The 20588-nt window shown below is 62.4% G+C and carries 17 protein-coding genes and 1 pseudogene; 12 read left to right on the top strand and 6 right to left on the bottom strand.

Annotated features, from left to right (window positions below):
• Window positions 1-12 precede the first annotated feature (12 nt).
• The 7 genes and pseudogenes from ycaC (at window position 13) to ACR52_RS27720 (ending at window position 6994) form a co-directional block, all read left to right on the top strand.
• Complete coding sequence (gene ycaC / locus ACR52_RS27750) at window positions 13-630, top strand: isochorismate family cysteine hydrolase YcaC (RefSeq protein WP_048731446.1); 618 nt, start codon at window positions 13-15, stop codon at window positions 628-630.
• A gap of 208 nt (window positions 631-838) precedes the next feature.
• Window positions 839-1714 carry a LysR family transcriptional regulator gene (locus ACR52_RS27745; protein ID WP_048731444.1) on the top strand — a complete coding sequence of 292 codons (876 nt, stop codon included), beginning with the start codon at window positions 839-841 and terminating at the stop codon, window positions 1712-1714.
• Window positions 1715-1866: 152 nt separating this feature from the next.
• Window positions 1867-2334 carry a hypothetical protein gene (locus ACR52_RS27740; protein WP_048731442.1) on the top strand — a complete coding sequence of 156 codons (468 nt, stop codon included), beginning with the start codon at window positions 1867-1869 and terminating at the stop codon, window positions 2332-2334.
• A gap of 81 nt (window positions 2335-2415) precedes the next feature.
• Complete coding sequence (locus ACR52_RS27735; RefSeq protein ID WP_236692211.1) at window positions 2416-3108, top strand: ABC transporter ATP-binding protein; 693 nt, start codon at window positions 2416-2418, stop codon at window positions 3106-3108.
• Window positions 3105-4283 carry an ABC transporter permease gene (locus tag ACR52_RS27730; RefSeq protein WP_048731439.1) on the top strand — a complete coding sequence of 393 codons (1179 nt, stop codon included), beginning with the start codon at window positions 3105-3107 and terminating at the stop codon, window positions 4281-4283. Before ACR52_RS27735 ends, ACR52_RS27730 begins: the two co-directional genes overlap by 4 nt.
• Before the next feature lie 10 nt (window positions 4284-4293).
• A pseudogene (locus ACR52_RS27725) lies at window positions 4294-5742 on the top strand (TolC family protein).
• Complete coding sequence (locus ACR52_RS27720; protein ID WP_048731438.1) at window positions 5732-6994, top strand: efflux RND transporter periplasmic adaptor subunit; 1263 nt, start codon at window positions 5732-5734, stop codon at window positions 6992-6994. Before ACR52_RS27725 ends, ACR52_RS27720 begins: the two are co-directional and overlap by 11 nt.
• Here the strand turns inward: ACR52_RS27720 and ACR52_RS27715 are convergent.
• The gene (locus ACR52_RS27715; protein ID WP_048731436.1) at window positions 6989-8020 is read right to left on the bottom strand and encodes an AraC family transcriptional regulator; all 1032 of its coding nucleotides are present in this window, start codon (window positions 8018-8020) and stop codon (window positions 6989-6991) included. The genes ACR52_RS27720 and ACR52_RS27715 overlap by 6 nt on opposite strands.
• A gap of 1 nt (window position 8021) precedes the next feature.
• Entirely contained in the window at window positions 8022-8936 is a 915-nt protein-coding gene (locus tag ACR52_RS27710) for a GGDEF domain-containing protein (RefSeq protein ID WP_048731434.1), read from the bottom strand.
• A gap of 380 nt (window positions 8937-9316) precedes the next feature.
• On the opposite strand from ACR52_RS27710, the gene ACR52_RS27705 reads away from it, so the two are divergent.
• The 5 genes from ACR52_RS27705 (at window position 9317) to ACR52_RS27685 (ending at window position 15798) form a co-directional block, all read left to right on the top strand.
• Window positions 9317-11830 carry a TonB-dependent receptor gene (locus ACR52_RS27705; protein WP_048731432.1) on the top strand — a complete coding sequence of 838 codons (2514 nt, stop codon included), beginning with the start codon at window positions 9317-9319 and terminating at the stop codon, window positions 11828-11830.
• 119 nt (window positions 11831-11949) lie between these two features.
• Window positions 11950-13815, top strand: a complete 1866-nt coding sequence (locus tag ACR52_RS27700; protein WP_048731430.1) for a phytase — start codon at window positions 11950-11952, stop codon at window positions 13813-13815.
• A 62-nt stretch (window positions 13816-13877) separates the two neighbouring features.
• Window positions 13878-14570, top strand: a complete 693-nt coding sequence (gene tolQ / locus ACR52_RS27695) for a protein TolQ (RefSeq protein ID WP_048731428.1) — start codon at window positions 13878-13880, stop codon at window positions 14568-14570.
• Between the two features lie 14 nt (window positions 14571-14584).
• Window positions 14585-15031: a protein TolR gene (gene tolR / locus ACR52_RS27690; RefSeq protein WP_048731426.1), complete on the top strand. Its 447-nt coding sequence runs from the start codon at window positions 14585-14587 to the stop codon at window positions 15029-15031.
• Window positions 15028-15798 carry an energy transducer TonB gene (locus ACR52_RS27685; protein WP_048731425.1) on the top strand — a complete coding sequence of 257 codons (771 nt, stop codon included), beginning with the start codon at window positions 15028-15030 and terminating at the stop codon, window positions 15796-15798. The genes tolR and ACR52_RS27685 overlap by 4 nt, the downstream gene beginning before the upstream one ends.
• Window positions 15799-15867: 69 nt before the next feature.
• Here the strand turns inward: ACR52_RS27685 and ACR52_RS27680 are convergent, their stop codons facing one another.
• Genes ACR52_RS27680 through ACR52_RS27665 form a run of 4 tightly spaced genes read right to left on the bottom strand, consistent with a single transcriptional unit; the run spans window position 15868 to window position 20333 of the window.
• Entirely contained in the window at window positions 15868-16812 is a 945-nt protein-coding gene (locus ACR52_RS27680; RefSeq protein ID WP_048731422.1) for a D-isomer specific 2-hydroxyacid dehydrogenase family protein, read from the bottom strand.
• On the bottom strand, window positions 16809-17987 hold the full coding sequence (locus tag ACR52_RS27675) for an acyl-CoA dehydrogenase family protein (protein WP_048731419.1): 1179 nt from the start codon (window positions 17985-17987) through the stop codon (window positions 16809-16811). Before ACR52_RS27675 ends, ACR52_RS27680 begins: the two co-directional genes overlap by 4 nt.
• Entirely contained in the window at window positions 17984-19348 is a 1365-nt protein-coding gene (locus tag ACR52_RS27670; protein WP_048731417.1) for an LLM class flavin-dependent oxidoreductase, read from the bottom strand. The genes ACR52_RS27675 and ACR52_RS27670 overlap by 4 nt, the downstream gene beginning before the upstream one ends.
• Window positions 19349-19358: 10 nt before the next feature.
• Window positions 19359-20333, bottom strand: coding sequence for an ABC transporter substrate-binding protein (locus tag ACR52_RS27665; RefSeq protein ID WP_048731415.1), 975 nt, complete (start codon window positions 20331-20333; stop codon window positions 19359-19361).
• Between the last annotated feature and the right edge of the window lie 255 nt (window positions 20334-20588).

Here is a 20588-nt window from a genome sequence, read left to right as displayed (position 1 = left end):
AGGAGTTACCCCATGACTTACAAGCGCTTGAACAAAGACGACGCCGTCGTGCTGTTGGTGGATCACCAGACTGGCCTGATCTCGCTGGTGCAGGATTTTTCCCCCAACGAATTCAAGAACAACGTGCTGGCCCTGGCCGACGTGGCGAAGTTCTTCAAACTGCCGACCATCCTCACCACCAGTTTTGAAAGCGGTCCTAACGGTCCACTGGTTCCAGAGCTCAAAGCACTGTTCCCGGACGCGCCGTACATCCCGCGCCCTGGTCAGATCAACGCCTGGGACAACGAAGACTTTGTCAAGGCAGTCAAGGCGACCGGCCGCAAGCAGATCATCATTGCCGGGGTGGTAACGGATGTGTGCGTAGCGTTCCCGACCCTGTGCGCCCTCGACGAAGGCTTCGAGGTGTTCGTGGTCACCGACGCCTCCGGCACCTTCAACGAAACGGTGCAACAAGCCGCCTGGGCGCGTATGACGGCCGCCGGTGCGCAACTGGTGAACTGGTTCTCCGTGGCCTGTGAGCTGCAAGTGGACTGGCGCAACGACATGGAAGGCCTGGCCAACCTGCTGTCGCCGCGCATCCCCAACTACCGCAACCTGATGAACAGCTACTCGGCGTTCACCGCCAAGTAACGCTCCTGCCTGATCGTTCCCACGTTCTGCGTGGGAATGCCGCCTCGGACGCTCCGCGTCCCGCTGCGGGTGCAGCACTCAAGTCCTACGCAGGGGTGACGCAGAGCGTCACGGGATGCATTCCTTTGCTGCGCGTGGGAACGATCATCTGTTGTGGTGGTGTTACAGACCGGCTATAAAACAGCAAAATGTCCACCGAGAAGCGACAATGAACCCCTTCGAAGACATGCGCCTGTTTTGCCAGGTCATGGAATCCGGCAGCTTTACCGCCGCCGCCGAGCAACTGGGCCTGTCCAAGCAATTTGTCAGCCGCCGCCTGATCCAGCTCGAAGACCGCTTGGGCGTTCGCCTGCTCAACCGCTCCACGCGCCGCCTGGATGTCACGCCCCTGGGGCAGAGTTACTACGAATCCGCCTTGCGCCTGCTCAGTGATGTCGAGCAAGTGGAGCAGGGCATCGCCGGCCAGAACAGCGAACCGCGCGGCACCCTGCGCCTGAGTGCGCCGTTGTCGTTTGCCATGGCTCACCTGGGCTGCCTGTTGCCGCAGTTTCTGCAACGCCATCCGCATGTCTCCGTGGAGGTCGACCTGAGCGACCGCCCCGTGGACCTGATCGGCGAAGGCTACGACCTGGTACTGCGTATCGGGACCCTGGAGGACTCCACCCTGATCGCGCGGCGTATCGCTAGCGTGCAACGCGTGTACTGCGCCAGCCCCGCGTACTTGGCCGAACGCGGCACACCGTTGAAACCTGAAGACCTGGCCGACCACGACTGCCTGCCCTACGGTCATGGCCGCCAGGTGCAGTGGCGCTTCAAAGGCAAGTTGCAGGCGCTGAATGTCAGCGGGCGCATGCGCGTGAACAACGGCGAGCTGCTGCGTGATACGGCCATCGCGGGCCTGGGCGTCACCTACCTGCCGACGTTTATCGTCGCCGACGCCTTGAAGGACGGTCGCCTGCTCACCGTGCTGGAGGACTTCGCCCCCGAAGCCCTGACGTTGTCGGCGGTTTACCCCCAGCACCGACAGAGTTCGCGACCGGTGCAGGCGTTGATTACGTTTCTGCGAGAGCAATTGGCGCTGTGAAAAAGGCTGTATAGGACTTTTTCCCGGACCTCCTGGAAAAGACTTACATGAAGACTTGTTCGAGATGGATATGTTGCGTGGCCTCCGACGTGCTGCTTAATCAAACGTAGCGCGGGCGGAGCCCATTACTGCAAACATAAGCGGATAAGTATATGTTTAAGAAAGTTGTTGCTCCCTTCCTGATCTGCGCATCGCTGGCGGGTTTCTCGATGCAGGCCAACGCTATTGTTACTGGAGGCACTCTGGTGAGCACCCGTACGCTGCAATGGCACTGCGGTGTAGACACGTCCGGCGGTAAAGGGTTTACGGGTTATATCTCGGGCACCCTCAAAACCTATTCCAATGGCAGAAAGGTTGTCAGTGTCCCGCATGTGAGGATCAGTAAGTCCGGTGGCCAGCAAGGGGGCAACAAGGCCAACTTTGAAATGCACGCGACCGGTCAAGGTTTTTACTTTGATTCTGACTACTCCGCCGATAACCTGAAGCAGGATGGGACTTGGAATAACGTGAATATGGCGGTGTCTAGTTACTCCAGCAATATGGTCAACAATCTGCGCATAAAGTTTACGTTCGATAAGTCAGGTTCAGACCCAAGCTGCACTCAAAACCTTGCTATCTAATTAATACGCAAGTTTCCGCCTGTTTAAACAATGGGCGGGGGCCTCTTTGTGTGTGCACTACAACTTACTCTGGTATTGGCAGTGTGTAATTCCGAGCCCTTGATTTCTCTGCGCGGCATCACCAAGCGCTATCAACATGCCGGGCAAACCCTGTCTGTGCTCAACGATGTATGCCTGACCGTTCATGCCGGCGAAAGCTGCGCGATTCTCGGCGCCTCTGGCTCAGGCAAAAGTACCTTGCTCGCCATCCTCGGCCTGCTGTCCGCTCCCGACAGCGGGCAGCACCGGTTTGCCGGTCAGGACATCTGCACGGCGTGCCCCGACCAGTTGGCGGCGCTGCGCAACCGACATATCGGTTTTGTGTTCCAGAACTTCAACCTGATGCCGCGCCTGACCGCGCTGGACAACGTCGCCTTGCCCTTGACCTATCGCGGCGTGGCACGCAACGAGGCCCGCGAGCGGGCGATGGTCCGGCTGGTGCAGGTTGGGCTTGCCGACCGCGCGGCACACCATCCTGCCGATTTGTCGGGCGGCCAGCGCCAGCGCGTGGCCATTGCCCGGGCCCTGATCGGTGAGCCGGCGTTGATCCTTGCCGATGAACCCACTGGCAGCCTCGACACTGGTACGGCCAGCGACATCATGGACCTGCTGCTCTCACTCAATCGGGAATACCACACCACGCTGGTGGTGGTGACGCACGACATCACGATCGCCCGGCACCTGCAGCGGCAAATTCACGTTGAAGGTGGACGGGTGCAGGCGTTCGCGTCATGAGCGCGCTGCAAGTACAGCGCCCGGCGGACCTGCTGTGTGAGGCGTTGGTCGGCCTGCGCACGCTGGGCAAGCGCTCGTTGCTGGCGTTGCTCGGGATTGTCATGGGCAGTGCGTCGGTGATTGCGCTGATCAATATCGGCAACAACGCCGCAAGCGAAGCCGAAGCCCTGTTCAAAGGGATGGGGGTTGATACCCTGGTGTTGCGTTTCAGCGAACAACCGCGGGCGCTGGACACGGTTCGACTGCACGAGATGTTGCCCCAGCTGCGCAGCATTGCGCCTATCGCACAGGCCAGCGTGTCGCTGGTCTTTCGTGGGCAGGCGGTGCACGCGTCGCTTGTTGGCAGCCACGCTGCACTGGCGGACGCCATGCGGTTGACGTTGCGCGAGGGGCGTTTCTTTTCGGACTTCGACCAGCTCGCCACCTTTGCAGTGGTGGGGCACCAGTTGGCGCAAGAGCTGTCGGCGGGCGGCGTGCCTTTGCAGGTCGGTGATCAGGTGCGCGTCAACAATTACCTGTATCAGGTGCTGGGTATTTTGCAGGACCAGCCCGATGGCCTGCTGATGCCGATCCGCGCCAGTGCGTCGTTGTTTGTGCCGTTGCCCGGCATGGCCCGGCTCGACGGTCGCGCGGGTATGGGGGAAGTGGTGATGCGCGCTGCAGCGGATCAGGACATGCCGTTGCTCGCGTCTGCCGTGCGCCAGGCGATCGCGCATCTGCATGGCGGTCAGGACGTGAATATTCTGATCGCGCAACAAATGATCGAGGGTATGACCCGGCAGAGTCGCACCTTCAGCTACCTGCTTATGGCGCTGGCGGGCGTGTCGCTGGTGGCAGGTGGCGTAGGCGTGATGAACGTGATGGTGATGAACATCGCCCAGCGCAAACGTGAGATCGGTGTACGCATGGCCCTGGGCGCACGGCGTCGTGACATTCGCTATCTGTTCCTGCTCGAAGCCCTCGCCTTGACCGCCATTGGCGCGCTACTCGGTGCGGTGCTGGGCGGGGTGTTTGCCTGGGGTTACTCGCTGCTGTCGGGCTGGCGTTTTTCCTTCGCCGTGTCATCGCTGGTGCTCGGCATGGGTAGCACACTGTTGGTGGGACTGTTTTTCGGCTTGTACCCGGCGATGGCGGCAGCTCGACTGCAACCGGTGGAGGCGCTGCGTGAAGAGTAAACGACGCGGCCTGCTGGTGTTGGCGCTGTGTGTGTTCAGCCCTGCGGGGTATGCCACATTGCAAGCGTCTGCCCCGAGCATGGCCCGGCACAACAGCGTATCGCTGAATGCGCAGATCACCCGCCTGTCCCTCGGCGATGCCATCTACCTGGGCTTGCGCAACAACCCGAGTATTCGCAGTGCCTACCTGCAACGGATCGCGCAAAAGTTTGATCTGCGCGTGGCCGAGGATACTTTCCGGCCCAAACTGGTGCTCAAAAGCACCTACCGCGATACCCATGGCAGCGAGGACCGCACCCGCAATGTCGATGTCGCGCCCGCCGCGAGTTTGCTGGGCGAATACGGCACGCGTGTGAGCCTTGGCTGGACCCGGCAGATGAGCAGCGGCTTGCACGCCCCGGGGCTGCGTCGGGATGGCCTTGACCTCGCTGTAATCCAGCCATTGCTGCGCGGTGCCGGGCGCGACGTCACCACCGCGCCGGTGCGCCTGGCGCGGATTGCCGAACAGGCCGAGCGGTTGAACCTCAAGGCCAGCGTGTCGCGCACCATCGTCGAGATCATCAGCACTTACCGCGAACTGCTTCGCGCCCAGGAGCAACTGACGATTGTGCAGCAAGCCCTTGAGCGTGCCCGGTCGTTGCTGGCGGTGAATCAGGCGCTGATCAAGGCGGGCCGCATGGCCGCCTTCGACGCGGTGCAGACCGAGGCCGATATCGCAGCCCAGGAACTGGGGGTGGAAGAGGCGCACAACCAATTGGCCAACAGTCGCCTGTCGTTGTTGCGGCTGTTGGCCCTTGACCTGTCCCTGCCGGTGCGCGCCACCGAAGTGCTGGAGGCCTCGCAGCTCACCATCGACCGTCAGCACGCGTTGCGCCTGGCGCAGGTGCAGCAACCCGAATACCTGTCGACCTTGCTTCAAGCCCAACAGGCCGGGTTGAACCTGGTGATCGCCAAGGACCAGGCACGTTGGGACGTATCACTGGTGGCCGGCGCCACTCAGGTCACCGATCGTTATGACAATGGTGTCGGCTCCGGCCGGCGCTGGGATCGCTACGGCGGAGTACAGCTGGAAATTCCGTTGGGAGACCGCAGTACCCGTCAGGCCGAGGTGCAGGCGCGGGTTGCCGTGGAGCGCCAGGCCATCGATGAGGCGGATGCAGGCTAGGCGCTGGAAAGCGATGTCACCACTGTGGTGCGAGAGCTGGGCACCCTATGGCGGCAGTACCAGATAGCCCAGCGAGCGGAGGAGCTGTCCCGGCGCAAGCTGGATATCGAGCAGGAAAAACTCGGCGCAGGGCGTTCCAGCAACTTCCAGGTCATCAGCTTTGAAGGGGATTTGCGCAACGCACAAAGTGCTCGGCTCGACGCGCTGATTGCCTATTTGAATGCCCAGACACGCCTGGAATTGACCCTTGGCATGACGCTGGAAAGTTGGGAGATCGCTTTGAATGATCATTAAAAAATACCGTCGCTGGCTCGTTGCATTGTCGCTCCTGGTCGGCCTGGCTGGCCTGGGTGCATGCCTGGCACGGCCTTCGGCGAAGCCGGCTGGCGATGAGCATTGGCATGCTGTGCAACCTGAACCGCTGGTGCGGTACGTGTCGTTGGTGGGGCAGATCGAACCGTACCGCACCGTGATTTTGACAGCGCCCTTCGACGGCAATGTGTTGCAACGCCTGGCCCACGAGGGCCAGCAGGTTGCCGCAGGGCAGACGTTACTGACCCTGGACTCGACCCTGATCGAGATCCAGGTGCGTGAGGCCCTGGCCCTGCAACTCAAGGCGCAGCGGGAAGTTCAGGTGTTCAACGATTGGCACACTGGCGCGCCAGTGGCGCGTGCGCGGCGAGCCGTACGCGCCGCGCAGACACTGGTGAGTAACCTGGGCCATCGGCTGGAAGAAAGTAGCCGCCTGTATGAGCGCGGCATCATCGCGCGCAACGAGCTGGATGACTTGAAGCAGCAAGTGCAGATGCAACGCAATGAACTGACCGCGGCCCAGGATGAATTGCGCCAGGTGCTGGAGCAGGGCGCGGGCGCGTACCGACAGATTGCCGAAATGGAATTGACCAATGCCACCGTGAGGTACGAGGCCTTGCGCAAGCAGTTGGAGGGCGGTGATATACGCGCGCCGTTCCACGGCGTGGTGGTACCGTCGGGGATCGCGCGGGATGCCGAGGCTGGCATAACGGCCAACGTGCAGGATGGCAGCCGGGTGGCCACCGGTCAGCCTTTGTTCGGCCTGGCCGATAGCGGGCAGTTGAAGGTGGTGGCTTCCGTGTCCGAGCTGGACGTCAATCAATTGCGTGCCGGCCAAGCCGTTGAAGTCACCGGTGACGGCTTCGAAGGAGAGCGCTTGAGTGGTTCAGTGCTGGCGGTCAACAGCCAGGGCAGCACGCCAGAGGGCTCGGGCGGCAGCGCCACGTTTGCCGTGAGTTTGTCCATCCAGGCGTTGACCCCTGAACAACTGCAACGCGTGCGCCTGGGGATGAGCGCGCGATTGAGCATCGCTACCTACCGCAATGATCAGGCGCTGGTCGTGCCGCCGGCAGCGCTGATGCGCGAGGGCGACGCCACGTTGGTGGAGTATCGCGCGCAGCCTGGGCAGCCCGCCCAGCGGATTGTCGTGACCACCGGGCAATCGAATTTGCAAGGTGTCGAGGTATTCGGCCTGGCGCCTGGTTATGTGCGGCTGATGAACTTAAGGCTATGACAGCAACCGGCGGATCAGATTGGGCGTACTGCCGGTCCAGCGCTTGAACGAGCGGCGAAAGTTCGCTGCATCGTTGAAGTTCAGGTACGTCGCCACCTCATCGTTGCTGAAGCCCTTGACCTGATACAGGTGCAACGCCACCTGCTTGCGCACCCGGTCCACCTGTTGCTGGAAACCGGTGTCGTGCTTGTGCAATTTGCGCTTGAGGGTCGCCGGGCTCATGCCGAAAGCCTGGGCCGCCTGTTCCAGGCTTGGCGGCTGGCGCACCTGTTCGCGCAGGTAGTCGTAGAGAACGTCGAGAAAGCTGGTGCAGAACCCCAGCTGTTCGATCTGTTCACGGGCTTGCTGGCGCGCGACCTGACCCGCCGTAGCCGAGGCGCCGGGCCAGGTCGTGGCGAGGTGTTCCCGTGGCAGGCACATCATGTCCAGCGGTCGCTCGAAGCGCGTGTGCTCGCCCAGGTGCACCCAGTATTGCTCTACATAGCGCGGCTCGGCATGGCTGAAACTGCATACCCACGGCAGACGCTGGCCGCTGAGCCACTGGCTCATGGCAACCAGCGAGGTCATGCTGGCTTCCAGCAGGAAGCGCCAATGCTCGCCGGCGCCACAGCTATCCCGCCAGTACAGGTAGGCGTGGTGCTCGTCCAGTTCCAGTTGCAGCGTGACCAACGGGCTGAGCAGCACCTGTTGCTGGACCAGGATTTCCAGGGCCTGGTGCAGGTTCTGCGCATGGCCCAGGGCGTGGCTGGCGGCGCCGTAATAGCCGGGCAATAGCCGCTGCCCAAACAGAAAACTGCTGTCGTCGGCGTCCAACAGCTTGCGACTGTTGCCGATCAAGGCGAGAAACTGCTGCGGGCTCAGGCGGGCGTTGCCAGCCAGGATATCTTCGTGAAACAGCCCGGTGCCACGCAGCAGGCGATGGCTGTCGATATCGCGGGACAAGGCCAGGTCGATCAGCGTAGCGGGTTGGTAGTGCCCCGGGATGAAGCGGCTGTCCACTTCATACCCGTTGGTTTTAACGGCCATCTCAGGCGCTTTTCGCGAGGGGTTGCTTGGCCCTGGCCAGTGCCAGGTTCAGGCGCTTGAGCAGGTCCTGCGGCGGCTCTTCAAGCGCCATGACCACTGCTGTGGTCGCTGCCAATTGCAGGCGTTCGCCTTGTTGCCTGGTTTTGTGAGCCAGGCCGTGGACTGCCTGTTGCAACTCCAGCGCCAGGATCTGGGCCTGGCGCTCGCCAGTGTTGGGCAACAGCACCACAAACCGGTCGCCGGCCAGGCGACACAACAGGTCCTGACGGCGCAGGTTGAGCAGCAGCAAATGGCTCAGCGCCTGCAGCACCGCATCGCCCTCGGCGTGGCCGTAGGCCTGGTTGATGGCTGCGAAGTTGTCCAGGTCGAGGGCCAGCAGCGACAGCGGTTGTTGCTGGTCGAGGCTGTCTTGAAGGCTGTCGGCCAATTGGCGCTTGAGGTAGTCGGCGCCGGCCAGGGGCGTGAGTTTGTCGAACAGCCGGTGCTCGCGAAACAGCCGTTCACGTTTCTCCATTTGCGCGCTGATCGCCAGTTGTTCGTGGTGCCAGTGGTAGATGCCGATGGTCAGCAGGATCATGCCCACCGGCATCGGCCCGGATTCCAGCCAGTGGTCCCAGGTGATGCTGTCGGGCAGGCGAATGAACTCGTCGAGGCTGTCGATCCACCAGGAGAAAAAGATGCACGACAGGCCCAGTGCCAGGTAGTTGGTGACGCGCCCGGCGGGGCGACTTTTCAGCACCAGGCCCAGCCAGACCAGGGCGAGCAGGGCAGAACCGCCTTCACCGAAGATATCCAGCCACACCCATTCGCTGACGCTCTTCAACTCGCCGCAGGCCAGGTGCAACAGCAGGCCGAGGTTGGCCGCGATCAGCAGCAGCGCGAGTTTCCAGCGGTGGGGTTTGAGCACGGAAAACATGACCGCGAGTCCTTGGGCGAGTGAGCGATGGGCGTCAGCACAGCAGATGGATGTGACGGTTGGATGACGGTGCGGGAGGGTCGGATCAGCTCACCGGATAGACACCGCAAATCAAAAAGTGTGGGAGGGGGCTTGCTCCCGATTGCGATGGATCAGTGGAAAATAGATGGCTGACCCAGCGCTATCGGGAGCAAACCCCCTTCAACATGAAATCTGTTGAGGTCATTTCAGCTCATTCACAGTCCGGACTCAGCCGAAACCCCTGGTTTACGGGCCTTTGCACCGCACCCTGTCACAGAACCGTCATCCCCCACCCCTAGCTTGCCCTCCCAGTTGCCGGGCCCCTTGCCTGGCGCCAACGGACTCTTGGGGAGGATTTCATGTACAAGCGCACCGGGCTCGTCAGCTTTACGCTTACCGCCTTGGCCCTGGCGATGGCCAGCGAGCGGCTCAATGCAGCCGACGCGGCCACTACCGAGCACGTCCAAGTGGTCGGTCAGGCTGCCGCCATCGACAAGGCCCTCAAGGAGCAGCGTTCCTCCGACAGCATCAAGAGCGTGGTGCATGCCGACGGCGTGGCCCAGTTGCCGGATCAAAACGTCGCCGAAGCGGCGCAGCGCTTGCCGGGGATCAGCGTCGAGCGTGACCAGGGCGAAGGGCGGTTTGTCAGCGTGCGCGGCCTGGGCCCGGACCTCAATAGCGTGACCATCAACGGCACGCTGGTGCCGTCGCCCGAGAGCGAACGTCGCGCCGTGGCCCTCGATGTGCTGCCTTCGGAGCTGGTGCAGTCGCTGTCAGTGATCAAGACCCTGACCCCGGACATGGACGCCAACTCCCTCGGCGGCACCGTCGACGTGAAGAGCCTGTCGGCATTCGACCACAAAGGCCTGTTCTACACCGGCAGCACCGAAGCCAGCTACGACAAGAACACAAGCCAGACCAGCCCGAAATTCTCCGGCGCCGCCAGCAACCGTTTCAGCCTCGGCGACGGCATCGACAACTTCGGCGTGGCCGCCGCGCTGAGTTGGCAGAAGCGTGATTTCGGCTCGGACAACGTCGAAACCGGCGGCGCCTGGGACTTCAGCCAGGGCGCCAAGCTCAACGAGTTCGAGCAGCGCGACTACGACATCAGTCGCGAGCGCGCCGGTGGTGGTTTGAACTTCGACTACAAGCCCGACGACCTCAGCAGCTACTACCTGCGCACCCTCTACTGCCGCTACAAAGACAGCGAAACCCGCAACGCCGCCAGCCTCGAGTTCGCCGACCCGCAGGCTGCCGGTGAGTTGGGCGATGCCGAGGGCAAACGCAAGCTCAAGCAGCGCGAAGAGACCCAGGAAATCCAGTCCTACGTGTTCGGCGGCGAACGCATGCTCGGCCTCTGGACCCTCAGCGGCCAGGCCGGCTACAGCCGCTCCAGCGAAGACAGCCCGGCACATATCGCCGGGGCCACTTTCGACGGCGGCGACTTTGCCAACAGCGGTTTCTACGACAATGGCAAGCCACGGCCCATCGTCGACGAAAGTTTCTATGACCCGTCCAACTTCACCCTGGACAAGGTCGACTGGGAAAAACAGAACACCAAGGACACCGAGAAAAACCTGCGCCTGGACCTGGCCCGCGACTACGACCTGAGCGGCTACGCATCCCAGGTCAAGTTTGGCGGCAAGGTCAGCCGCCGCAATAAAGACAACGACCTGGAAGCCTGGGTGTACAAGGACTTCGACGACCTGGGCTTCACCGATCAACAACTCAACCTCACACAGTTCCAGAAAGGCAGCGTCGACTACCGCCTCGGCCGCTATGGCCCAGGCATCAGCGCGGGCAATATCAAGCAGCTGATCGGCGGCCTCAACCGCGATGACTTCTATGACGAGACCGAATCCCGGGTCAACGACTTCACCATTCGCGAAGACATCAACGCCGGCTACCTGATGAACACCATCGATATCGACGACTGGCGTTTCATTGCGGGCATGCGCTACGAAGGCACCGAGTTCGAAGCCAAGGGCACCGGCGCCACCGACGGCCAGTTCACCGCCACCGAGACCAAGCGCCGTTATCACCACTGGCTGCCGGGCCTGCATGCGCGCTACCAGATCAACAAGAACACCCAGGTGCGCGCGGCCTGGACCAAATCCGTGGTGCGCCCGACCTTTGGCCAACTGGCGCCGGGCTTTGTGATCGACGATGACGAAGCGACCTTCGGCAACCCGGACCTCAAGCCCCTGGAATCGAGCAACCTCGACCTGGGCATCGAGCACTTCATGGGCCGCGCCGGCACTGTGTCGGCGTTCGTGTTCTACAAAGACATCAAGAACTTCGTCTACAACACCGACGTGGCCGGCACCGGCGCCTGGACCAACTTCGCCGAGGCGCACACCTTCGCCAACGGTGACAGCGCCAAACTCTATGGCCTGGAACTGGCCTATTCACAGAAGTTCGACTGGCTGCCTGCGCCGTGGAATGGCCTGCTGATCGGCGCCAACAGCACCTTCAGCCGCTCCAGTGCGGATATCGAAGGCTTCGACACCGCCAGCGGTACCCACCGCAAGCGCAACATCAGCCTGCCGAACCAGTCGGACACCGTCGGCAACCTGATGTTCGGCTGGGAAGACGACAAGCTGAGCCTGCGCCTGTCGGCCAACTACAAGTCGGCCTACCTGTATGAGTTGGCGTCGATCAACGACAAGGCGCACGACCTGCACGTCGATGCGCAGACCTTCGTCGATTTCAGCGCGCGCTACGCGCTGACCAAAAACCTGAAAGTCAGCTTCGAGGCCCAGAACCTCACCGATGAGTCGTACTTCGTCTACACCGGCAACCGCAGCTACAACGGCCAATACGAAGAATACGGCCCGACCTACAAGCTGGGCCTGACCTTTACCCATTTCTAATAAACACCACCGCCCCCTGTAGAGGCCGGTTTGCCGGCGATAGCGTCCTCATGGGCCAATCGCCGGCAAGCCGCCGCCTACAAGGGTGCGGAGTTGCTTAATAAGGATTTTGACTGTTCATGAGAATTTCCAAGCTGTACCTGCTGATCGCGCTGGTCACCAGTGGTCATGCGCTCGCCACCGACCTGGCCCTGACGCCCTGGGCGCCGAGCCTGAATGCCGAAGCCGTGGCCTTCCTGCCCAACGGCCCCGAACGCTTGGCCGCCAGCACTCGCGACGGCCTGCTGCTGCTCGACAACAAAGGCGCTGAACTGGCCCGCTTCAAAGGCAATTTCAGCAGCCTCGATACCCGCGCCGCCGGTACCCAGGTGCTGGTCGCCAGCCTCGACAACAACCGGCAACAGGCGCTGCTGATCAACCTGGATCCCGCCGCAAAACGCTGGGGCACGCCGCTGTACCTGCCAACCCGCGAGTACCCCGTCAATGGCCTGTGCCTGTACCGCGATTCGGCGGCCAACCTGTTTGTGTTCCTGGTGGGCGATGAGGGCAAGGGCGAGCAATGGCTGGTGGGCAATGGTTCCACGTTGTTGACCGAACCCCAGCGTGTACGCGGCTTGCCACTGCCGCCTTCCGCGCAGTTCTGTCAGGTGGATGACGCGGCCAATCAACTGGTGGTGAATGAAGAAAACGTGGGTTGGTGGGCCTACCCGGCGCACCCGGAAGCCGATGTGAAGCGCACACCCGTGGCGGTGTTCGACAATCCCAAGCGCGAAGCCGGTGCCATGGCACTGGTGCCGGGTGGTGTGGTCGCGCTTGATCCTAAGACCGCGCAATTGCATCTGTTCCAGCGCACCGGGCCGCGCTGGGTGGAGCAATCGAGCCTGTCCCTGCCGGGCTTGAAAGAGCCGGAACAGCTGAGCATCAACGGCCGCCAAGTGCTGGTGCGCGATGACGACACCGGCAAGCTGTATGAGGGCAACCTTAACTGGCAGGCCCAGCCTGTGCCGGCGGACCCGGTGCTGCCGGAAGTCGCCGCCCTGCGCCAAAGCGACCCGGTCGGGCGCCAAGGCGATGCGGCGGACGATCCCGCCATCTGGATTCACCCCCAACAACCGGCGAAAAGCCGTGTGCTCGGCACCAACAAAAAACAGGGGCTGTTGGCCTACGACCTTGACGGCAAGCTGTTGCAGGAACTGGCGGTGGGTCGCCTCAACAACGTGGATGTGCGCCCTAATTTCAAGCTCGGCCAGCAGACTGTCGACCTGGCCGTGGCGAGCAATCGCGATCACAACAGCCTCAGCCTGTTCAGCATCGACCGTCAGAGCGGCGAGTTGCGAGAAGCCGGTGAAGTGCCCACGCCGCTCAAGGAAATCTATGGCATCTGCCTGTTTCAGCCGGCCAGCGGCGAGATCTATGCGATCGCCAACGGCAAGGACGGCACCTTCCTGCAATACCGCCTGAGCGCCCCGGACGGCCGCGTGCAGGGTGAGCTGGTGCGCCAGTTCAAGGTCGACAGCCAACCCGAAGGCTGTGTGGCCGACGACCAGCGTCAGCGCCTGTTTATCGGCGAGGAAGACGTGGGCGTGTGGGCGGTGGACGCCCGTGCCGACCAGCCGGCAACGCTCACCAGTGTGATCAAGGTCGGCCCGCAACTGCAGGCGGATGTCGAGGGCCTAGCGCTGTACCAGAGCAGTGGTCGTGATTATCTGGTGATCTCAAGCCAAGGCAATGACAGCTATCTGGTGGTGGATGCCGAACCCCCGTTTGCCACCCATGGCGCCTTCCGCGTGGGCTTGAACGCCGCGGCGGGGATCGATGGCGCCTCGGAAACCGACGGCCTCGAAGTCACCGCCATCAACCTCGGCGGGCCGTGGAGCACAGGCATGCTGGTGGTGCAGGACGGCCGCAAGCGCATGCCCGAGCAAACCCAGAACTTCAAGTTCGTGCCCTGGGCCGATGTCACCCGCGCGTTGAAATTGCCGTGAGCCGTCATCACCCGGTCATCACTTTTTAATCACTGCACTTTAAAACGGATAGGGAGTTCACCATGCACGCGACGATGGAACATATGACGATCTGGGGCTTGATCAGTGACGCCAGCCTGTTGGTCAAGGCCGTAATGGTTACCTTGCTGCTGGCGTCCTTGCTCAGTTGGTACCTGATTATTCAGCGCGGCAGCGCGCTGCGACGGCTGGAACGGCAGATGAACGCCTTCGTGCAGCGCTTTCGTACGGCACCGGATGTGCAGGCGCTGTACCGCGAAGCACAGCAGGCAGGCGAGGGCGGTATTGCGCCGATCTTTATCGCCGGGGTGCAGGAATTCCAGCATCTGCACAACCATGATCCGGCGGTGCTGGAAGGGGTTGAGCGGGCCTTGCAGGTGGCGATCAGCGAGCAGGAAGTCGAGCTGGAAAAGGGCCTGCAATTTCTCGCGACAGTGGGTTCGGTCAGCCCGTATATCGGCTTGTTCGGCACCGTGTGGGGCATCATGAATTCCTTCCTTGGGCTGTCCCAGGTGCAGCAGGCCACGCTGTCGACGGTTGCGCCGGGTATCGCCGAAGCGTTGATCGCCACGGCCATCGGCCTGTTCGCGGCCATCCCGGCGGTGATCGCCTACAACCGCTTTGCTGCACGCAGCCAAACCTTGCTCACCCGCTATTACGCCTTCGGCAATGAACTGCAAGTGCGCCTGCATCGCACCCTGCGCGGTACGCCGATCAACCTGGCCGCAGCCGCCTGAACAGGAGCAAGCCAATGTTAACCAGGCCGCAACGCAAGCACGGTCCCAAGGCCGAAATGAACGTGGTGCCGTATATCGACGTGATGCTGGTGCTGCTGGTGATCTTCATGGTCACCGCGCCGATGCTGACCCAGGGCGTGAAGATCGAACTGCCCAAGGTCGCCGCCGAGGCGCTGGCCACCGATACCCGCCAGCAGATTCTCACGCTGTCGGTGAAGGCTGATGGCGGTTATTACTGGAACCTCGGCGGTGAGCTCGATACCCAACACCAGACCGACAGCGCCGTAACCCTGGATGAAATGGGCGCCAAGGTCATGCAGGTGGTGGCGGCGCGCAGTGACACCCAGGTTTACATCCGTGCCGACGATAACGCCGGCTACGGCCGCGTGGTTGCGGCGATGGCGGTGTTGCAGAAGGGCGGGGTCAGCAACCTGGGGCTGGTGACCGAGGCCCCGCAATGACGGCGATGATCATGCACAGTCCGACATTGACGATGGCGACCGGGGCTACGTCCGGGTTTTGGAGAAACAGCTTCGCCGCCAGCCTGGCGGTGGCGTTGCATGTTGGAGTATTGGCTGCGCTGATACTGGGCTGGGCACCGGAGAAACCGGTGGTTGAAGCGCCTCGGGTGATGCATACCCAATTGGTGATGATGCCGCCTGCTCCTGCTCCTGCTCCTGCGCCTGCTCCCGTGCCTGAGCCGGTGGCCGTCGCAGCGCCGCCTGTGCCTGTCACCTTGCCTGTGCCAGTGAAACCCTCCGTCGACCCGCAGATTCAGGCGCAAAAGCTGGAGAAATCCGCCTTGGCGCGCAAGCGAGTCGAAGAGAAGAAGGTCGAACAACAACGGTTGGCGACCGAGCAGCAAAACCGTGAACTGGAGCAGCAACGCCTGGACCAGCAGCGTCTGGCCGCCGAAAAAGCGCGGGTCGCCACACCCGCTCCAGCGCCTGCGTTCGACAGCCGCCAATACCAGCCTCTGAGCAAGGAGGCGCCGGATTACCCCGAGCGCGCCCTGGACAAGAACATCGAAGGCGACTGCTCGGTGGAGTACACCGTCAACACCCAGGGTCGCGTGGAAAACCCCAAGGTGCTGGATGGCTGCCACCCACTGTTCATCCGCCCGTCACTGGCGGCGGCGAATACCTTTCGCTACCAGCCGAGGATCGTCGAAGGCAAGGCCGTCGCCGTGCCGGCGGTGCGCAATACCTTCCACTACCGCATCAAGTGAGATTGATCGTTCCCAGGCTCTGCGATCGATCGTTCCCACGCGCAGCAAAGGAATGCCGCCTGGGAACGATCAGTTTGCGCGGTTGTGGAGTTCCAGGTTGCCCAGGTAACGCTCCAGGTTTGCCAGAAACGTATCCGCAATCTCCTGCTTGCTGTTGGTCGAAATCGCCGAGGTATGCGGCGACAACCGTACGCGCGGATGGCTGTACAAGGCATGCCCATCCGGCAGCGGTTCCGGCTCTGTCACGTCGAGCGAGGCGAGGCCGATTTGACCGTTGTCCAAGGCTTCCAGCAGCGCCTCCTGATCCAGCAAACCACCGCGCGCGATGTTGATCAGATGCAGCCCCGGCTTGGCGCTGCCCAGTACATTACGGTCGACGATATGCCGCGTAGCCTCGGTCAGCGGCGCGGCCAGCACCAGATGGTCGGCGCGGGCGAACAGATCGTGGATATCCCGGGCAGCCTCGACGCCTTCCAGATCAAAGGGCGCCGTGCTTTGGCGCAACGCCACCACCTTGATCCCCAGCGCCAGGGCCTTGTGCGCCAGGCTTTCGCCAATCGCGCCAAACCCGAGGATGCCCAGCGTGGTGCCCTTCAGCGGTCTTAGGGCAGTGAAATTCCACTGCGAATCCTTCACCCAGATATCCGGCAAATGCTTGGACGCGGCAAAGATCGCCGCCAGGGCGAACTCGGCCAGGTTGTCGGCTGCGCTGCCCCGCGAGGTGGTCACCGGCGGGCCGTTGAACAGCCATTGCGGGTAGAAGTCGATGCCCGACGACACCAAATGCACCCACTGCGCGCCATAGGGCCAGCCCGGTGGCGGGGTGTCCGGGGCGGTGTAGCCGCGCACGTTGATCGGACGCAGCAGCAGGATATTGGCTTGGGGCGGCAGGTCGCTGGGCACGCCGACCGGCACACCGATCACCTGGGCCTCAGGGTGGATCGAGGCCAGGCGCTCACGGATCACGGCGTTGAACGCTTCGTCCAACTGGCTGGCGATAATCACCTGGCTCATGTGCGTTCCTTTTCACGTTGGGCGAAGACCGCTCGACCGACGCCTTGCAGCACGGCGTCGTTCTGTGGGGTGTGGACGCGACTGCAGAGCACGTCGCGGTAGTGGCGTTGCAGCGGGCTATGGCGCGACAGCCCGGGGTTGCCCGAGGCTTCGATTGCCAGCTCGACCGCGCGGATCGCATTGCCGGTCACCAGGTACTTCAACTGCGCCGCGTTGGCCGCCGGCGTGTGCCCTTCGGCTGCGGCGTCGAGCAGGCTGCGATTGGCGAACAGCAGGGTGTCGATATGGCCGACGGTTTCCTGGAAGCGCGGCAAGGTCGACAACGCGGCACCGAGGTTGGATGGCTTGCGCTCCTCCAGCCAGTTCACCAGCCAGTCCCGTGCGGCGTGGGCCACGGCGTCGTACACCGACGACAGCAGCACCGACATCCACAGGAAGCCATCACCCTCCAGCTCCGGCTGCGGCGCGCTCCAGGGGCTGACGCTGACGGCGTGGTCCAGGGGCACCAGCACGTTGTCGAGCACCACTTCATGGCTGCAGGTGGCGCGCATGCCCAGGTGGTCCCAGGTGTCGATGATGCTCACGCCGGGGCTATCCTTGGGCACCAGCCAGGCGCCCACCAGCGGGTCGGCGGCGTCGCTGCGCGCCCACACGCTGAACCAGCTCAGACCGTGACTGCCGGTGGAGTAGATCTTGCGCCCGCTGATGCGCCAGCCTTCGGCGGTACGCACGGCGATAGTCGCGGGCAAGCCGCCACGGGCCGGGGTGCCGAGGTCGGGCTCCACCCGCAGGGCATTGATCAGCGCGCCGTTGCGCACTGCGTCTTCGGCGACTTGCTCGCGCAGGGGTTGGGGCCAGGTCTTGCTGTCTTGCAAGCGCGTGTGTTGCAGGTACTGCATCACCAGGATCAGCGCGGTGGACGGCTCACCCCTGGCGATCGCGCTGATCGCCTTGCGTGCCAGGGGCAGGTTGGCACCGCCGCCGCCCAGGTTTTTGGGCACAGTGAGGGCGACCAGGCCGTGTTCATGCAGCAAGTTGAAGTTGTCGTGGGGGAAGGCGCCGCTTTCGTCGTACAGGTGAGCGGTGCTTGCCAGCTCGGCGCTGAGGCGTTCGAGCAGGGCTTCGAAGTGGGCGACTTCCACGGAGCGCAGCGAGGGTTGTGAGGACCCGCTCATGCCAGCGCCTCCTGCTGCTCTTCGACCTCGGCGGCGACGCTGTAGCGGTTGGCCGGTACGTCCAGGCCCAGGTTGTCGCGCAAGGTATGGCCGGTGTACTCGGTACGGAACAGACCGCGCTGTTGCAGCACCGGTACCACCAGCTCGGCGAAGTACTGCAGGCCGTCCGGCAGCACCGAATTGATGATGAAACCATCGCTGGCGCCGGTCTCGAACCAGGTCTGGATCGCATCGGCGACTTGCTCCGGGGTGCCGACAAAATCACGCTTGGGCCGCGAGAAACGCAGGGCCACTTCGCGCAGGGTCAGGCCTTCGTCCTTGGCCAGTTGCTTGATTCGGTCGGAGCCGCCTTTCTGGCTGTTGGAGCCCAGATCGCCAAGTTCGGGAAACGGTTCATCCAGCGGGTATTTGCTGAAGTCATGGTCATTGAACGGGCGGCCGAGGGCGACAATCGCATCTTCCACGGTGACCAGCTCCACGGCCTGCTGATAGCGGCTTTCCACTTCGGCTGCATCGCGGCCGACAATCGGGCGGATGCCCGGCAGGATCGACAGGCTGCCCGCATCACGGCCAAAGCCTTTGGCGCGGCGTTTCAGGTCCTGGGTGTAGGCCAGGCCTTCTTCAATACTCTCCACATGCACAAAGATCGCATCCGAATGTTCAGCGGCAAAATTACGCCCGTCCTCCGAGGTGCCGGCCTGGAAAATCGCCGGTTGGCCCTGGCGCGAGCGCGCAATGTTCAGCGGGCCTTTGACCGAGAAAAACTCGCCCTTGTGATTCAGCGCATGCAGCTTGTTGGGGGTGAAAAATTCGCCGCTTTGCTTGTTGTAGGCAAAGGCATCGTCTTCCCAGGAATCCCACAGGCCCTTCACCACATTCAGGTGTTCCTTGGCGATGCGGTAGCGCACGGCGTGGGGCGGGTGCTCGGCCTTGCCGAAGTTGTCGGCGGTGCCGCTGAGCCATGAGGTGACCACATTCCAGCCGGCGCGGCCGCCGCTGATGTGGTCCAGGGACGAGAACTGGCGCGCTACCTGGTAGGGCTCGGTGTAGCTGACGGTCACGGTGGCGACCAGGCCGATATTGGTGGTCAGTGCGGCCAGGGCTGAAAGGATCGTCAGCGGCTCGAAACGGTTGAGGTAATGCGGGCTGGATTTGGCGTGGATGTGCAGGCTGTCAGCGATGAACACGAAGTCGAACTTGGCGGCTTCGGCCAGTTCAGTCTGCTGCTTGTAGAAGCCAAAGTTCGTACTGGCGTTGGGTTGTGCCTGCGGGTGGCGCCATTCGCCCCAGCCGTGGCCGACACCGTGGACCATGGCGCCGAGTTTCAACTGGCGTGGCTTCAATTGATGTGGCTTGCTCATATTCTGCTCCTTAGCGTGATGCTTGGTTGAGGGGGACACGCTTGGCGTTAAAGCTCTTGTCGAAGCCCTGGGACACGTCGATGTGTTTGGTCAGCAGGCCTTCTTTTTGATAGGTGTCGGCAGTGGCTTGCAGGCCTCTGATCACCGAGTCGTCAATCAATACGGGGGTCAGGTGAGTGTCTTTGGCCACTTCCACGTGCACGGCCAGCGGCAGGCCGGTGATCTTGGCTTGGGCAGCGGCGTACTCGTTGGGGTGGGTGTTGGCCCACGCGTAAGCACGGTCGACACGCGCGACAAAGTCGTCCAGTTGCGGACGCTTGTCGGCGATGGCCTGGCTGGTTGCCGCGAGGTACAGGTGGTTGCTCAACAGTTGGTTGCCGCTGGCCAGCACCCGCGCCTGGCTTTGTGAAGTGACCACGGTGGTGTAAGGGTCCCAGGTCGACCAGGCATCGACAGTGCCGTTATCCAGCACCAGGCGGGACTCGCTGGGCAGCAGGAAAATGAATTGCACATCTTTGGTCGTCAGGCCGGCGCTGGCCAGGGCCTTGATTGCGAGGTAATGGCCGATGGAGCCGCGTCCGGTGACGATTTTTTTGCCCTTGAGGTCGTTCACGGTCTTGATCGGTGAGTCCTTGGGCACCAGCAGCGCGGTGGTGTTGCGCCCTTCGGCGTGGATGATGCTGACCACCTTGAGCGATGCACCGGCGCCGAGGGCGAACACATACGGCGCATCGCCGAGGGCACCGATATCCACTGCGCCGGCATTCAAGGCTTCGCCCAAGGGCGAGGCAGACGGGAATTCCGACCACTGGATTTCATAGGGTACGTTTTTGGTTTCGCCGCAGACCTCCAGCAGCGCCTTGATCGTCGATTTCTGATTGGCCACCCGCAGCGGTTGCAGGTCGGCGGCGTGGGCGGTACCCATCAGGCCGAAGGCGAGAGCAGTGCCCAGGAGCAGGCGTTTGAACGGGGTGGAAAAGACCATGGGATGCAGGCTCCAGGCATATCGAGAAAGGGTTCGGCTACCTCCGCCTGGAGAAGGGGTCGGTGAGGAGTTAACGTTATTCCTATAAGAACTCGCTGTGAAGTTCTTTTTGGTTATATGTTAATTATTAAAATAATTGATTATATGTTGATTTATTATTCTGTAATTGCATTTGGTGCGGGGTGCTTATGTGGCGAGGGAGCTTGCTCCCGCTGGAGGGCGAAGCCCTCGCAATCCAGGCAGCCGAGTTTTTTC

Source organism: Pseudomonas fildesensis (assembly GCF_001050345.1).
Lineage (GTDB): Bacteria > Pseudomonadota > Gammaproteobacteria > Pseudomonadales > Pseudomonadaceae > Aquipseudomonas > Aquipseudomonas fildesensis.
This window is presented reverse-complemented; position numbering and strand designations above follow the sequence as displayed.

Excerpts from the sequence above, each read along its gene's own strand:
- ycaC (WP_048731446.1), top strand. The coding sequence starts at position 13 with ATGACTTACAAGCGCTTGAACAAAGACGACGCCGTCGTGCTGTTGGTG.
- ACR52_RS27745 (WP_048731444.1), top strand. The coding sequence starts at position 839 with ATGAACCCCTTCGAAGACATGCGCCTGTTTTGCCAGGTCATGGAATCC.
- ACR52_RS27740 (WP_048731442.1), top strand. The coding sequence starts at position 1,867 with ATGTTTAAGAAAGTTGTTGCTCCCTTCCTGATCTGCGCATCGCTGGCG.
- ACR52_RS27730 (WP_048731439.1), top strand. The coding sequence starts at position 3,105 with ATGAGCGCGCTGCAAGTACAGCGCCCGGCGGACCTGCTGTGTGAGGCG.
- ACR52_RS27720 (WP_048731438.1), top strand. The coding sequence starts at position 5,732 with ATGATCATTAAAAAATACCGTCGCTGGCTCGTTGCATTGTCGCTCCTG.
- ACR52_RS27715 (WP_048731436.1), bottom strand. The coding sequence starts at position 8,020 with ATGGCCGTTAAAACCAACGGGTATGAAGTGGACAGCCGCTTCATCCCG.
- ACR52_RS27710 (WP_048731434.1), bottom strand. The coding sequence starts at position 8,936 with ATGTTTTCCGTGCTCAAACCCCACCGCTGGAAACTCGCGCTGCTGCTG.
- ACR52_RS27705 (WP_048731432.1), top strand. The coding sequence starts at position 9,317 with ATGTACAAGCGCACCGGGCTCGTCAGCTTTACGCTTACCGCCTTGGCC.
- ACR52_RS27700 (WP_048731430.1), top strand. The coding sequence starts at position 11,950 with ATGAGAATTTCCAAGCTGTACCTGCTGATCGCGCTGGTCACCAGTGGT.
- tolQ (WP_048731428.1), top strand. The coding sequence starts at position 13,878 with ATGCACGCGACGATGGAACATATGACGATCTGGGGCTTGATCAGTGAC.
- tolR (WP_048731426.1), top strand. The coding sequence starts at position 14,585 with ATGTTAACCAGGCCGCAACGCAAGCACGGTCCCAAGGCCGAAATGAAC.
- ACR52_RS27685 (WP_048731425.1), top strand. The coding sequence starts at position 15,028 with ATGACGGCGATGATCATGCACAGTCCGACATTGACGATGGCGACCGGG.
- ACR52_RS27680 (WP_048731422.1), bottom strand. The coding sequence starts at position 16,812 with ATGAGCCAGGTGATTATCGCCAGCCAGTTGGACGAAGCGTTCAACGCC.
- ACR52_RS27675 (WP_048731419.1), bottom strand. The coding sequence starts at position 17,987 with ATGAGCGGGTCCTCACAACCCTCGCTGCGCTCCGTGGAAGTCGCCCAC.
- ACR52_RS27670 (WP_048731417.1), bottom strand. The coding sequence starts at position 19,348 with ATGAGCAAGCCACATCAATTGAAGCCACGCCAGTTGAAACTCGGCGCC.
- ACR52_RS27665 (WP_048731415.1), bottom strand. The coding sequence starts at position 20,333 with ATGGTCTTTTCCACCCCGTTCAAACGCCTGCTCCTGGGCACTGCTCTC.